14 protein-coding genes are annotated in these 14,755 nt (G+C 39.0%); 7 read left to right on the top strand and 7 right to left on the bottom strand.

All coding sequences use genetic code 11. The features are described 5' to 3' along the window. The 3 genes from B3143_RS14145 to B3143_RS14135 are packed head-to-tail and all read left to right on the top strand — an operon-like array spanning position 1 to position 2,571. A complete protein-coding gene (locus B3143_RS14145; protein WP_286740984.1) occupies positions 1–774 on the top strand; it encodes a glycosyltransferase in 774 nt (257 codons plus the stop codon). A 54-nt stretch (positions 775–828) separates the two neighbouring features. Next, positions 829–1,803: a stealth family protein gene (locus B3143_RS14140; RefSeq protein ID WP_286740959.1), complete on the top strand. Its 975-nt coding sequence runs from the start codon at positions 829–831 to the stop codon at positions 1,801–1,803. Positions 1,804–1,812: 9 nt separating this feature from the next. Continuing rightward, positions 1,813–2,571 (top strand): glycosyltransferase family 25 protein, encoded by a 759-nt coding sequence (locus B3143_RS14135; protein ID WP_286740958.1) that lies wholly within the window; start codon positions 1,813–1,815, stop codon positions 2,569–2,571. On the opposite strand, the gene B3143_RS14130 is transcribed toward B3143_RS14135, so the two are convergent. Continuing rightward, complete coding sequence (locus B3143_RS14130; RefSeq protein WP_286740957.1) at positions 2,564–3,790, bottom strand: hypothetical protein; 1,227 nt, start codon at positions 3,788–3,790, stop codon at positions 2,564–2,566. The genes B3143_RS14135 and B3143_RS14130 overlap by 8 nt on opposite strands. Before the next feature lie 166 nt (positions 3,791–3,956). Between B3143_RS14130 and B3143_RS14125 the strand changes: the two genes are divergently transcribed. Further along, positions 3,957–5,120 carry a hypothetical protein gene (locus B3143_RS14125; protein WP_286740956.1) on the top strand — a complete coding sequence of 388 codons (1,164 nt, stop codon included), beginning with the start codon at positions 3,957–3,959 and terminating at the stop codon, positions 5,118–5,120. A 4-nt stretch (positions 5,121–5,124) separates the two neighbouring features. Here B3143_RS14125 and B3143_RS14120 read toward each other — a convergent pair whose 3' ends face one another. The 4 genes from B3143_RS14120 to B3143_RS14105 form a co-directional block, all read right to left on the bottom strand. Next, entirely contained in the window at positions 5,125–5,994 is an 870-nt protein-coding gene (locus B3143_RS14120; protein WP_286740955.1) for a lysophospholipid acyltransferase family protein, read from the bottom strand. Positions 5,995–6,012: 18 nt separating this feature from the next. Then, positions 6,013–6,234 carry a hypothetical protein gene (locus tag B3143_RS14115; RefSeq protein ID WP_286740953.1) on the bottom strand — a complete coding sequence of 74 codons (222 nt, stop codon included), beginning with the start codon at positions 6,232–6,234 and terminating at the stop codon, positions 6,013–6,015. Between the two features lie 114 nt (positions 6,235–6,348). Further along, a complete protein-coding gene (gene aspS / locus B3143_RS14110) occupies positions 6,349–8,133 on the bottom strand; it encodes an aspartate--tRNA ligase (RefSeq protein ID WP_286740952.1) in 1,785 nt (594 codons plus the stop codon). 161 nt (positions 8,134–8,294) lie between these two features. Then, a complete protein-coding gene (locus B3143_RS14105) occupies positions 8,295–9,059 on the bottom strand; it encodes a DUF4184 family protein (RefSeq protein ID WP_286740951.1) in 765 nt (254 codons plus the stop codon). 140 nt (positions 9,060–9,199) lie between these two features. On the opposite strand from B3143_RS14105, the gene znuD reads away from it, so the two are divergent. Next, positions 9,200–11,326, top strand: coding sequence for a zinc piracy TonB-dependent receptor ZnuD (znuD, locus tag B3143_RS14100; RefSeq protein WP_286740950.1), 2,127 nt, complete (start codon positions 9,200–9,202; stop codon positions 11,324–11,326). A gap of 105 nt (positions 11,327–11,431) precedes the next feature. Then, positions 11,432–12,895, top strand: coding sequence for a phospholipase D family protein (locus tag B3143_RS14095; RefSeq protein WP_286740949.1), 1,464 nt, complete (start codon positions 11,432–11,434; stop codon positions 12,893–12,895). Positions 12,896–12,976: 81 nt separating this feature from the next. On the opposite strand, the gene B3143_RS14090 is transcribed toward B3143_RS14095, so the two are convergent. Continuing rightward, positions 12,977–13,435, bottom strand: coding sequence for a hypothetical protein (locus tag B3143_RS14090; RefSeq protein WP_286740947.1), 459 nt, complete (start codon positions 13,433–13,435; stop codon positions 12,977–12,979). A gap of 178 nt (positions 13,436–13,613) precedes the next feature. Here B3143_RS14090 and B3143_RS14085 point away from each other — a divergent pair, with 178 nt between their 5' ends. Then, the gene (locus tag B3143_RS14085; protein WP_005232066.1) at positions 13,614–14,054 is read left to right on the top strand and encodes an RcnB family protein; all 441 of its coding nucleotides are present in this window, start codon (positions 13,614–13,616) and stop codon (positions 14,052–14,054) included. 91 nt (positions 14,055–14,145) lie between these two features. Here B3143_RS14085 and B3143_RS14080 read toward each other — a convergent pair whose 3' ends face one another. Then, on the bottom strand, positions 14,146–14,643 hold the full coding sequence (locus B3143_RS14080) for a phosphate-starvation-inducible protein PsiE (RefSeq protein ID WP_005232065.1): 498 nt from the start codon (positions 14,641–14,643) through the stop codon (positions 14,146–14,148). Positions 14,644–14,755 lie beyond the last annotated feature (112 nt).

Genomic DNA, 14,755 nt, shown 5'->3' with positions numbered 1-14,755 from the left:
ATGCAGGAAAACGTAAGCGACTCACTGTCAGGCCAGACTCATATACAGTCTGAACAGAATATTGTGCTATGCATGAAGTGGGGCACCAAATATGGGGCAGAGTACGTCAATCGTTTATATAACATGGTCAAGCGTCATACTACGGTTGACTTTAAAATGGTGTGTCTGACAGACCGTACCGAGGGCATTGATCCTGCTGTTGAATGTTTTCCTATTCCGCCATTGGCCTTGCCAGCAGGTAGTCCTGAACGTGGCTGGAATAAGTTATCGACCTTTGAACCTGATTTGTATGGTTTAAAAGGAAATGCACTTTTCCTCGATTTAGATGTTGTGATTGTCGATAATATCGATAGTTTCTTTACCCATTCAGGTGATTTCTTGATTATTCATGACTGGAAACGTCCATGGCGTATTACTGGAAATAGCTCGGTTTATCGTTTCAAGCTAGGAGCTTTTCCTGGTTTGATGCCATATTTCCGTGAACATTTTGATGAAATCCGTCAGAAGTTTCGTAATGAGCAGGCTTATTTATCCTGGTATGTTGATCAGGAAAAGAAACTGAGTTACTGGCCAGATTCCTGGTGCAAGAGCTATAAATATCACTGCCTGCAAAAAATTCCAATGGCTTATTTCAAGCCGCCTGTGAAGCCGGAAGGCGTCAAAATTATTATTTTTCATGGTGAAATCAATCCACCTGACGCAATTAACGGCGGCGGTGGTAAATGGTACCGTTATGTTCTGCCATCGCAATGGATCAAGGATGCGTGGCAATAATTATTAAGTGTAGTAATTAAGCAATCCGGTACCTATTTTAAAGTGATGAAGTAAATGCAGCAGCAAATTGATATTGTAATTGCCTGGGTGGATGGCAATGATCTGGAATTAAAAAAGAAACGGCATAAATATCTGACTGGTAAAGATGCATCAGATGCAGTCAGTGATACCCGCTTTGCCAGTAATAATGAAATCTACTACAACGTTGCTTCAATCCTGAAATATGTACCTTTTTGCCGCAATATTTTTGTAGTGACCGATAACCAGCGCCCAGAATTTATTGATGAATTTGCTGCACAAGGCCTGTGTACTGCCGATAAAATTCGTGTAGTGGATCATCGGGAAATTTTTAGAGGTTATGAGCAGCATTTGCCCACTTTCAATACGCGATCCATTGAAAGTATGCTCTGGAACATTGAAGGATTATCAGACTACTTTATTTATTTGAATGATGACTTTTTCTTTAATTCAACTGCGCAGCCAGAAGATTTTCTAAACGGTAATCATTTGGTGATCTATGGCCACTGGCAAAGCAGTTTTGCGTTAAAAACAAAGTTAAAATATCGCCAATTTTTGCAGCGTCAATTTGGCAAGCCGATTCAGCCGAAGCACATGATTGCACAAATGTTAGGGGCTGATATCCTGGGTTTCAAAAAGTTTTTCGAGATCCATCACTATCCACATATTGTCGATCGTTATGCCTTAAAGGATTATTTATTGGCATATCCGCAGTTGCTGGAAACCCAGATTAAATACAAGTTCCGCAGTGTAGAGCAGCTTAATCCCATTTCACTGATGAATCATATCAAGATTCAAAAGCAGCAAGCTGAGCTGAAGCCGGATATTGAACTGGCTTATCTGAAAAATGAAGATAGCCTCGACAGTTTTATTTCAGCTTTAGATAATCCTGCAATAAAATATGGTTGTATCCAGAGTCTGGATCAATTGAATCCTGCAGAAGCAAAACAGGTAGGTGATGCCATGCAGCAAAAACTGGCTGGTTATTTACCCAATTCAATTTTGATTTAGAGGTTCATGATGAAAGCGATTACTTATCTGATTAATTTGGACGGAAGTGATGAACGTTTAAAAAATGCTTCTGAAATTTTGGCATCTCAAAATATTGATTTTATAAGATTTCCAGCTGTTGATGGTCGTGGTAAAGCTTTAACTGAATTTAAGGATTATAATGATAAAAAAGCTAAACAAGTAATGGGTAGAAGTTTATTGAGTGGCGAAATAGGATGTTATTTGAGTCACGTTGGCTGTGTTGAACGTTTTTTAGCCTCAGATGCTGATTACCTCATTGTTTTAGAGGATGATATGCAACTTCACAATAACTATAAAAATACAATAGATAAAATTTTAAATTACTTAGATCAGAATAAAAGAATTAATTGGAATTTAATTAATATTGGTCCTAAGAAAAAGAAAATTTTTACGGAGGTTGCAAGTTTTAATAGTCATACATTATTACATGCATATTATTTTCCAATAAGAACGATTGGGCTTATATGGTCAAGACAAGGTGCGCAAGAGTTTTTGGAGCAAGGTCGAGAAATATTCATGCCAATCGATAACTATTTACAATATTGGTTGAGTAGGAATAGTAAAGGCCTTTCAATATGGAAGCCTTTAGTTAGACCAAGTGGTTTTGAAAGTGTAATTGATAAAAATCGGAGTAAAAAGAAAAAAAGTAGCTTATCTTTGAGCATGAAAAAGCAAATTAGATCATGGAAAATAAGATTTTTAGCTATAATTAATATGATTCTTAATAAGAATGGAAGTTCTAAATAGAGCTTCCGTTCCTATAATGATTTAAAAATTTTTTTAACTTTTCTAATATATTTTTTCTCGTGGAAATAAATTTTAATTTGGGTGAATCATCTGGGAATGTTATATTTAAACGAGAATATGTTTTTTGGTCAATATAATGAATTGAGTTATTGAATGTTATATTGTTAGTACGTAAGGTTTTCCAGTTGTAATTAATTGCTTTGAAATGAGAATAATATAGTCCCTTGATTTTTTTTAAAGAAACTTTCCTAATAGAATGAACTTTCCACTGAGTAAGATCATCTAGTTTTGAAGGGTTGATACACCATTTATAATCAGTATGCTTATCATTTTTACTTCGATATGCATAATTAAAAAATCGGGTCTCTTTACTTTTATCCAAAGGGATTGATTGGATCCAAAAACCTGGATAAATTAAACCCTTGTTTTGATCTAGTAATTTAAAAATAGATTCTCCTTTTGGGGTAATAATTAGTTCATCTATATCCGCATTAATTACACCTGCAGAGTATTTTAAAAATTTATGTTTCGCATGTTCAAACATACCATACTGACAAAAATCAGAATCCCAGGGTGTTTTTCCTTTTCCGCTGTATATGCCACCTTGCGGTCCATATTTAAAGTTCCATGGAACTAAGTAAATATTGATATCTAAATTCTGTTTTTCTAAATATTTTTTTAATTCTTCTAGTGAGTAATTATCTGAATTATTGTCGTAAAATAAAACAGTATCGATCTCATGATTTTTTTTATAAAATAAGATCCAGTCACTTATCCATTCAAATTTATTATTTTTTGAAAGTGTAAATAGGACCTTTTTATCTTTAAGTTTTCCAAGTAAATTGTCATTAATTTTTATATCAAATGAAAGATTATTATATTTCCATTTTAAGATTTTAGGTTTTTTTGTTATTTGATCAATGTGGTTAATTTGAAGGCGATCAAGTTCTATTGTATTTATTTTTTTAGAATAATCCTTATTATCTAAATAAAAATTTCCTTTCTCAATAAAATTTTTCAGACCATAAAGTGGAGGTCCAGAAAAAATAACTTTATTTTCAGAAAAGAAGACATCATAGCAAAGTGTTTTGAAGTCAAATTTATCTTGATAATCATTAGGTCTCAAGCTTTCTGGTCTTGGAGGAGTTCTACTATACTTTTCTGACTCAGGAATTATACAAGGAGATATATTAACGATTTCAATAGTATGGTTGCTCATTTTTTTTCCGGGAAATACATAGAAAAATCAAATTTTCGCTAATCTTCATACAATTTTATCAAAAATTTAACATTAATTCCTGCTTTCATAAAGTAAAAAATTAAAATTGAGATAAATTAATTGTTAATATATCCAAATCTAATGCTATTGCTTTAATTGTGAAAGAATGAATAAATTTATTTTTGAGTATCCTATAGATTGGGTAAAAGAGGCAGATCCGCAGAATATTACTTTTTTGAATAATATTTATTTTTGTTTAATTCAATTAAATCAATTTGTTACCTCTATACCTGTGGAGTATCCTTCGTATGGTATAGCACGCCCACAAACTACAAGTCCTTATTTATCATTTCATAGTTATTCAAATCCGGAAGGGGTTTGGTCTTATAAAGAAGCTCCTATAAAAGGTTTATACTGTATTGATCCTACTGGATATGGTGGCTGGGCTGATATTACTAAGAATCCTAAGAGATATCAGCATAAAATTAACGATATTAAAAATTATGATGATATTTTAAATCCATTTATCAATCAGTTAAAAAATGGTATATCAAAATATAAACAATCTAAATCCAAATTAATTTTTGAAAATGATTTTATTTTATTGGCCTTGCAAGTTAGAACTGATAGTGTTGCAAATCATGCTTATTTAGATGTGGCTGATGTAATTAATGAGATTTCAAATTTGGCTATTCGATATAAGAAAAGGGTAGTTATTAAGCTTCATCCAAAGTGTGATTCAGAGTTATTAAAATCACTTGTTTTTAAACTAAGTTATCAGAATGAATGGATTTCAATTTCAAATGGTGATATTACTCAACTTATTCAAATGAGTAAATGTGTATTGGCTTGTAATTCTGGTGTAAGTTTAGAGTCATTAATATTAAATAAAAAAGTGTATTGCTTTGGCGAAAGTGAATGGTTTCCAATTACATATCAAATTAGAAAATTAGAACAGCTTGAAGATATTTTTATTAACTATGAGGAGAAATATAATTTATCTATTTATCAAAAAAAATATCTTGCCTTTTTGCTATCTGAATACTGGGTTGGTTTTAATGATAAGAAAGCAATAAAAAATAAATTAAAAAATATAATTGACCAAAAAGTATTTAAAAATAAGGATTTAAGTGTTGAGTATGAGTGTATTTTAAATATTTTAAATGCACAAAAGGAATATACAAAAAAAAATAAAAGAATTAGTTTGATTGAGTGTGATTTTGAAAAACAAAAAGATATATTGAAATACATGAGATCTCATCCATTTTATATATTGATTTATTTTTTTAAATATAATTTTTTAAAATTAAAAAGTAAGCTTAATATTTAATAGTTTAAATTTCAGCATAAATATTATTGTTTTTCTTAATCTTTCTAAACCTTTTATAACCCCACAAATACTGTTCTGGAGCGACATTAATCATGCGCTCCATTTCCTTGTTTAAGGTGTCTACAGAAAGCTGTAAGTCTTTAGAGCGAATATCTGTTGATAATTCAGTTACATGAATATCAAAGCCGTTTAGATCATCATGACGTAAACAACTCAAGCCAATCACAGAGCATTGAGTTTTTGCAGCTAACTTAGAGAGTAGGGTAGAAGATAGAGCATTCTGTCCATAAAAAGGTGAGTAAATACCACCACTTTCTTTGGGCACATGGTCAGGCAGAATGGCAGCAAATCCACCTTGTTTTAGATGCTTGAATAAAGCCCGTACTCCCGTTTCATCAGTAGGGACAAGGGTAGCATTTAAACGTTGCCGTGCTTCGAGCATAAACCGATCGACATCAGGATTTTTGCTCGGTTTATACATGATAACTGGACTGGTGTGTTGATTCACCCAGGCATTAAGTAACTCCCAAGTACCAAAATGAGGAACGACTGCCAAAGTTCCATTCGGATTTTTTAGTGCATCAGTAAAAATTTCTGGATGATGAATATTCCGGATTTGTTTTAATGCAAACTCAGGTTCAGAACCCCAAATTTTAACTGACTCGGCATAGGTCATGCATTGGCTTTGAACACTTTGTTTTGCCAGTCGTGTGCGCTCCAATGCTGACAGTTCAGGATAGGCAATTCCTAAATTAATTTCTGTAGTACGGCGAATCGATGAATTCGTGATATAGAGAAGTGATCCAACACTTTTCGCCAAATTTTGAATGAATCTTAACGGGAGTTTGGAGAAATTCTTGAGTAATGCGTACATAATATGCAGCTTGCCTGATTAAGATTCTTGATCAGGATTGCCTTTAAGCACCATATAAATCAGGCCTACAAAAATGACAAGTGCCCCTAAAATACTGCTCAGGCAGAAGTACACAATACGGTCATTGGTGTCCAGGTTAAACAGGTTGTTTGCAAGGATATAGCGCATGAACAGCCATTGTATGACTGAAAACACGATCAGCATGATGCCACGGTTACGAACAGCAGGACGCATCGCCATTGCCAAATTACCTAAAAATAGAAACTGAAGCTATTATGCCATTGTCATGCAGGCTTCTCAATGCAATAAAAAAACCCTGCAAGAGCAGGGCTTTTTAACATCAGTTGCTAAAGATTATTTAGCTTCTTCTGCTTTTGGTTTTTCACGTAAGCGAATACCCAAATCACGCAGTTGAGTTGATTCAACTGGTGCAGGTGCTTGAGTCAATGGACATTCAGCAGTTTTGGTTTTCGGGAATGCAATCACGTCACGGATTGAAGATGCACCAGTCATCAACATCACCAGACGATCCAGACCGAATGCTAAACCACCGTGAGGAGGCGCACCGAATTTCAATGCATTTAACAAGAAGCTGAATTTCTCTTCTGCTTCTTCTTCAGAAATACCCAGCGCTTCAAAGATCGCCTTTTGCATTTCCAAAGTATAAATACGCAGTGAACCACCACCGATTTCAGTACCGTTCAATACCATGTCATAAGCAACAGACAATGCCTCACCTGGATTATTCTTCACATCTTCAACGCTTGATTTAGGAAGCGTGAACGGATGATGAACAGAAGTCCATTTGCCATCATCAGTTTCTTCGAACATCGGGAAGTCAACTACCCAAAGCGGAGCCCATTCGCAAGTTGCAAGGTTCATGTCATGACCAATTTTCACACGAAGTGCGCCCATTGCATCATTTACAACTTTGGCTTTGTCTGCACCGAAGAATACGATGTCGCCATTTTCAGCACCAACACGTTTCAATAGATCCAGCACGATAGGCTCGATGAATTTAACGATAGGTGATTGAAGACCTTCGATACCTTTTTCAAGTTCATTAACTTTGATGTAAGCCAGACCTTTCGCACCGTAGATACCAACGAATTTAGTATATTCGTCGATTGCACTACGTGGCAGTGAGCCCGCACCTGGTACGCGAAGCGCAACAATACGGCCTTTAGGATCTTTCGCAGGACCTGCGAATACTTTGAACTCGACGTCTTGCATCAAGTCTGCAACGTCAACAAGTTTCAAAGGAATACGTAAGTCTGGTTTGTCAGAAGCGTAGTCACGCATTGCTTCTGAATAAGGCATGCGTTGGAATTTGTCGAATTTGATGCCAAGAAGTTCGTCGAACATCTTAACAGTCATGCCTTCCATCAAATCCATAATATCGTCATCGCTCATAAACGATGTTTCGATGTCGATTTGAGTGAATTCAGGTTGACGATCCGCACGTAAGTCTTCATCACGGAAACATTTAGCGATCTGGTAGTAACGATCTACACCACCTACCATCAACAACTGTTTGAACAGCTGTGGTGATTGTGGAAGAGCATAGAAGCTACCATTAGATACACGGCTTGGAACTAAGTAGTCACGCGCACCTTCAGGAGTCGCACGAGTCAAGATCGGAGTTTCAACGTCCAGGAAACCGTGATCGTCTAAATAGTTACGAATCAGGTTGGTCACTTTAGAACGGAAACGTAACCGATCGATCATTTCAGGACGACGGATGTCCAAGAAACGATATTTCAAACGAATTTCTTCAGAAATGCTTGTGTTTTCGTCATTTAATGGGAACGGAGGAGTTTCAGACTGAGCAAGAACTTCGATTTCTTTACCCAATACTTCGATTTGACCACTCACCATGTTGGCATTTTCAGTACCCGCATAACGGCGACGTACACGGCCTGTAATTTTTAATACGTATTCAGAACGTGCTTTGTCTGCTGTTGCAAACGCTTCAGGTGTATCTGGGTCGATAACCACTTGAACAAGACCGTCACGGTCACGCATGTCAAGGAAGATGACACCACCGTGGTCACGGCGACGGTGTACCCAACCGCATAATGTTACGGTCTGGTCAATTTGAGCTTCGGTTAAAGAACCGCAGTAATGAGTTCGCATCATAGCGTTAAAAATCCAACTATATGGGTTAAGGAAGCGTATACGTAAACAGCGTACCGCCTTTAGCAAAGGTAGGATTATGCCTCTTTGGACATGTTGTCACAAGAACTTGAGGTAAAAACAGTATTATTTTAAAGTGAATAAGCAGGAAGTGGGAGATTTTCCTAGCCCATACGCCGATCACGATCCAGAAATAAAAATAGCAGACAGCCCAAACTAAAAGTAATTAAAAAGCCCTGGCTAAATTCATTGATAGAGCGGCCGGTAAAATAATACAAATTAGAACGCCAAGCATCATCCGAAATGTAGCGCATATAGTCCCATGTCGAAAATAAACCTGTGAGCGTAGATAGACCGAATAGACCCCAGCAAAAGATGAGGATCTTGTGACTGACGCTTAGATATTGCCGATGAATTTTATAGTAATGCAGACTCATCCACAGAATAAAAGGTAGCGCAAGAGCAGAAGTACCAATCTGCAAAATCCGGTGTAGTGGATAAGTTCGTCCTAAAATTTGATACTGCTGGCTGAGAATGTCATAAAAGGCAAAGGTTCGAAAATCTGCATGGGTCAGACCATCCCAAATAATATGAGTGGCTGTCCCAATCACCACTGCAATACACATAGCGCAAATAAATCTGAACGCTGAAAATAAGTTATGAATATTTAAGTCATGCTGTATGCCAATGAAACGATAAATCACTGGGCGATAAATCAAATACCAGACCGCACAAAAAATAAGACCAATCCATAAATCAGGGTGAATCAGCGAAGACCATAAATGAGTAATATTAGAATTTTTATGGGTAAAAAGACGGTACAGGTCTGGGACCATACTACCAATCGCCAACGCAGCAACAGGGAGCCGGTTGCCAGTTAAATATGAAATAGGCGGAGCGAGTACAGCATGAGATAAAGTAAAGGGCATAAAAATAGGATTTTACTGGAATAAAAAATATTCAAACGACATTCTAATAAAATATCTCATTGATTATCGTAAAGGATTGCAAAAGAAATGAAATGTTATATTATAACACTATTCGAAATTGCTGAATTTGAGCTTGGGTCATGTCCTTTTCTAAGAATCTAATAACACTCTCAATTTTTGCTGTAGTTGCGCCTACAGTATTTGCTGAACAGCCATCTTCTTCTATTCCTGTACAAACCATGGATACCATTCAGGTACAAGCTCATCCATTGGTACAAACTGCGGCAGATTTTGCAGTTGCTGATCTGATGGTGGATCAGAAAGCTTTGTCTGAACGTGCAACGACTATTGGTGATGCGCTGGCAGATGAACTTGGGGTGTATTCAAATCAGTATGGAACCGGAGCGAGCCGTCCGGTAATTCGAGGACAAGATGGTCCACGTGTCAAAGTTTTGCAGCATGCTTCAGAAACGGCTGATGTATCGACCTTATCTCCTGACCATGCGGTGACGGTTGATCCGATTCTGGCCAAACAGGTCGAAGTGATTCGTGGCCCATCAACTTTGCTTTATAGCGCGGGAACCGTCGGTGGTCTGGTCAATGTCACTGACCAGAAAATCCCAACCCAAATGCCGGAAGATGGTCTGGAAGGGACTGTTGGACTACGTTACAACTCGGGTAGTGATGAAAAACTGGCAAGTGCAGGCGTGACTGCTGCAGTCGGTGAAAATTTTGCGCTGCGTGTCGAAGGTACCAAACATAAGGCCAATGACTATATTGCGCCTGATTATGTAGTAGAAGAACCTCATGGCGATCATTCACATTTTCACAAAGAGCGTCGTGTAGGTAATACCTTTGCTGAAGGACAGACCGTGAATATTGGTGGATCATGGATTCATGATCGTGGTTTCGTTGGCCTGTCTTATAGCAACCGTCAGGATGAATATGGCTTGCCGGGGCATAGTCATGAATATCATGGCTGTGTATTGCATGGTGATCATTTCCATGGCTGTCCAGAGCTGGGTGCTACCGCAGAGCATGATGAAGAGCATGGCGGACCATGGGTAGATCTGAAATCTGAACGTTATGAAGTACGTACTGAACTGGAACAGCCTTTTGCTGGTTTTGACAAGTTACGTGCCCATGCCAGCTTTACTGATTATGAGCATGATGAGCTGGAAGAAGATGAAGTCATTAGTAATTTCAAAAGCAAAGGCTACGATGGCCGTCTAGAACTAGTCCATGTTCCGGTTGCTGGTTGGGAGGGCGTAATTGGCACCCAGTATAGCCAGCAGAAAATCAATCTGGCTGCTACAGAACATGATCATCATGAAGATGGTGACGAGGATGATGAAGAACATCATGTCCATGGTTCAAGCGTGGTCATGCCAGATACCAAAACTGAAAAATACAGTCTGTTTGCCTTAGAGCATAAACAACTCGGTGATGTGCATGTCGAACTGGGTGCACGTGTCGATCATCAAAAAGTACAAGTTGAATCTGAACAGAAAAATTATTCAGGCACAGGCATCTCTGCTTCAGCAGCGGCGAATTGGGAATTTGCCCCGAACTATAAGTTATCCATTGTAGGTTCACATCAGCAACGTTTACCACTGGCGCAAGAGTTGTATGCCAATGGCCTGCATTTTGCCACCAATACCTATGAAGTCGGTAATCCTGATCTGGAAAAAGAAAGCTCGAATAACCTGGAACTAGGTTTCGAATATGAAGGTGATAAGCTGGATTATCATGCGCATATTTACCATAACTGGTTTGATGACTATATCTACGGTGCGACAACCGCCAGAAATGGAAATTTGCGTGGAGTAGAATATACTCAAGATAAAGCCCGTTTCTATGGGGTTGAAGCAGAAGCTACTTATGCATTAAATGACACATACAAGTTAGGTGTGTTCGGTGATTATGTACGCGGCAAAATTGAGGGTGAAAATGCACCACGTATTCCAGCAGGCCGTTTAGGGACCAAGGTTGAAGCAGACTTTGCCGATGGCTGGTCAGGAATGGCAGAGTATTATCATGTCTTTAATCAGGACAAAACGGCCAGTTATGAAGATGAAACCCAAGGCTATAACATGGTCAATGTCGGCCTAAGCTATGCCAATACGATTGCCGGTAAAAATGCCTATCGGGTTTATTTTAAAGCCAATAATCTGCTCGATGATCAGGTCTATTCACATAGTTCATTCCTGTCGAATATTCCACAAGTCGGACGTAATTTCACAGTCGGTGTACAATATGATTTCTAGGATTCAGTTGAAATAACTGACTGAATCCAAGTCCTGTCACTGAAATAGACTTGAAAAATCATCAGATTAAACCTAGCCTGAGCATATTGGGTTAGGTTTTTTCTTATGCGTATCTTTCAACGAATTCACAATAAACTGAACTGGTCAAACCGCCGTTATGCGGCCTTGATCATTGGTGTGCTGATGGCCAGTTATCTGGCTTCAGCAATTTATCATACTTATAAACCGTTACCTGATGGGCTGAATTACACGGGTAAGCTGCGCCATGCACAGGTGAAATTTCTGGTCGATCAGACTTATCTGGATGCACAGGGCAAGCAACAACTGGATCATCAGATTTTTAATGAAATGCTGAAGATGGTTGAGGAAGCAAAATCCCTGATCGTGCTGGATATGTTCCTGTTTAATCAGCAAACCGGTGCCTCTAAACAGGAACATCAGGCACTCAGCAAACAGCTCACAGAGGCCTTACTTAACAAGCGATTAATGCAGCCTGAAGTGGAAATCAAATTTATTACCGATCCGATTAATTCTGTCTACGGTGGAATTACAGCACAGCATTATCGTGAACTGCGTCAGGCGGGAGTAGATGTAATCGAAACCAATCTGACACCGCTGCGTGCTTCTAATCCAAGCTGGTCAGGTTTCTGGTATCTGTGCTGTCAGGGGATTGGCAATAATCCGGAAAAAGGCTGGTTGCCGAATCCATTTGGTCCAGAAAAAGTGACCTTACGAAGTTATTTTGACTTGTTTAATTTCAAAGCCAATCATCGTAAAACACTGGTCGTCGATACAGATCAGGGCTGGAAAGCACTGGTCACTTCAATGAACCCACATGATGGCAGTTCACGGCACTCCAATATTGGTCTACTGGTCTGGGGCAGAACAGCGATTGATATTCTTGCGACAGAACAGGCGGTCGGGATCATGTCTCAAGCCAATATGCCGGCTGTGATTGCAGGTGAGTTTGAAGCGGAAAAAACCCAGCCTCAAGTTCAGGTATTGACTGAAAAAGCCATTTATGAGGGAGTTCTAAAGCTGCTTGAAACGGCGAAAGCAGATGAGCAGATTGATCTGGCCATGTTCTATCTGTCAGAACGTAAGATTGTGAAAGGGTTGATTGCAGCGCATGAGCGCGGTGTAAAACTTCGGGTTTTACTTGATCCAAATAAAGATGCATTTGGTCGTGAAAAAAATGGCATTCCTAACCGGCAGGTGGCTTCAGAACTGCATAAAGCTGGTATTCCGGTACGCTGGTGTAATACTCAAGGCGAGCAATGTCACAACAAAATTCTGATGAAATCCGGTGCCCAGCAATCTGAAATGATTTTAGGTTCCGCCAATTTCACGGCACGTAATCTGAAAAATTATAATCTGGAAACCAATTTGCGTGTGGTGGGTCAGCCTCAGTCGGAAGTCTTTAGCGATGCGCAGCAGTATTTCAATACGGCCTGGTCTAATTTGAATGGCCGTTCCATGAGCGTGGACTATGCTCAATATGCTGAAGAGTCATTCTGGAAATACTGGCTCTATCGTTTTATGGAATGGAGTGGTTGGTCGACGTTTTGATTTTAAATCCCTCCTGACTTCCCTTTAAAAAGGGAGGAAAGTCCCTCTTTATCAAAGAGGGATTTAGGGAGATTTCTAGTATTAGCTTTTCGATTCTGGATTCGGCGGAACCAGTTGATCCAGTTCTTTATCTGTCAGCTCATCCAGTTCAGAAATATCAGTCTTGATTTTCCATTGAGATTCATCATCCACCGGATTTGGTAAACGTGCTTCTAGCCAGTCGCACACTACATCTGGTGAAAAGTCAGCGTGATTGCACTGGATCACCCAAGACAGGAAATCTTTGGCTACACCATTCATATAAGGCGGTGGAGAAACTGGAATAAACTGAGTCGGCAGGCGCTCATTTTTAGAAATATAGTTCAGGACATGACCCAGTTCCTGCACAGTTTGCCATGCTAAAGGATGATCGACATTGATCTGAAATTTAAACCACCAGGCCTGTTTCCCATCCGAGCCATAGCTATCAATCAGTCCTTTTTGAACACTGGGTACCTTGCAAAAATATTCATATAAACGATCGAAATTTAAATCAGACACAGTATGCAACTCAAAGCATTAAAAAAGTGATATTAGCATACGCACTTCAGCGCTCATCACGCAAGCCTATTAAAGTCATGGAATCAATTACAAAACTTTGCAGCAGCAGGAGATTTATCCATATTTTCTGCATGGGTTTTGGTTAAAATATGGGCAGAAATCTTTGGAGGACGCACTTATGAAAAAATTAGCTTCAGGTGCACTGCTGGCTTCATTTCTGTTTGGTATTGCAGTGCCCGCTTGGGCGGATAATGCCTGGGTAGGCTATACCGGTGTTGATCGTTCTAAACCCCAGCATCGTCCTCCATCGCGTCCTCATTATGCACCACAACCCCCTCATTCGCAGCGGCCTTATTATCCGCAACGTCCATCCCATGGCGGATATTATCCTCCTGCCCAGAGCCAAAGTGGGTTCAATATCCAGTATCAGGCACCGACCACGATTTACCAGAATTCTAATAGCTATAGCTGGGTCAATGGTGATCCAAATGTGGCTCGCATTGAAAGTTCGCGATATACAGTGATTAGTGACTGGCAGCGTTTGGGATTACCGGCACCACCACGCGGAAGTTACTGGATTTATGAAAATGGACGTTATGTATTGATGAATAATCGTTAAAAGAAATTCCCTCTCTTGTTAGGAGGGGTGATTAATTACCCTCTTGCGAAGCAGTGCTTCTCACCTTTTGCAAAGGGGGACTTTTCTATGACTATGCCAACTCATCATCCTCAGGTCGTGGAGTTTTACCTTCTGGCAATGGCTTTTCGCTATGCTTGTCGCGAATGACGGATGGATAGGTCCAGGATGCATAACGAACCACTAGGATGGCAAAAGCCAGAATCAGAATCGAACCGGTAATAATGACCTGATCCATGCTGGCTTTGTGCGTATGTTGAATATCGGAAATCAGTAAACGGGTCAGGGCAGTAATTGCAATATAAATCAGGAACCGAACCGGCATATGATTGGTCTTGAAATAGATGCCGACCATGGCACCAAGTTCCAGATAGATAAACAGCAAAAGAATATCGTCAATGGTGGCAAACTGTTTGACGGTTAAAATGTCAAATACGGTATGACCTGCGGACCAGATCACCATACAGCCAATAATGAACAGCGCAAGATAATGGAAACTTTCAACGGCAAGGTTGCCAAAACGGTCGAGGAGAGTTTCTATTCTTTTTACTTTAGACTCAGATTTACTCATGTTCTCCTCCAGATTTTTCATGTGAAATAATATATGAACAGGAAAGAACTAGCAAAGATCATGCACAAAAAGAGAAAAATAAAATACAAGTGAAATTATTTGAACTTTTGCA

Origin of the sequence: Acinetobacter sp. UBA1496, assembly GCF_002324975.1 — a bacterium.
Lineage (GTDB): Bacteria > Pseudomonadota > Gammaproteobacteria > Pseudomonadales > Moraxellaceae > Acinetobacter > Acinetobacter variabilis.
The sequence above is the reverse complement of the archived record's forward strand: the minus strand, read 5'-3'. Positions and strand labels throughout refer to the sequence as shown.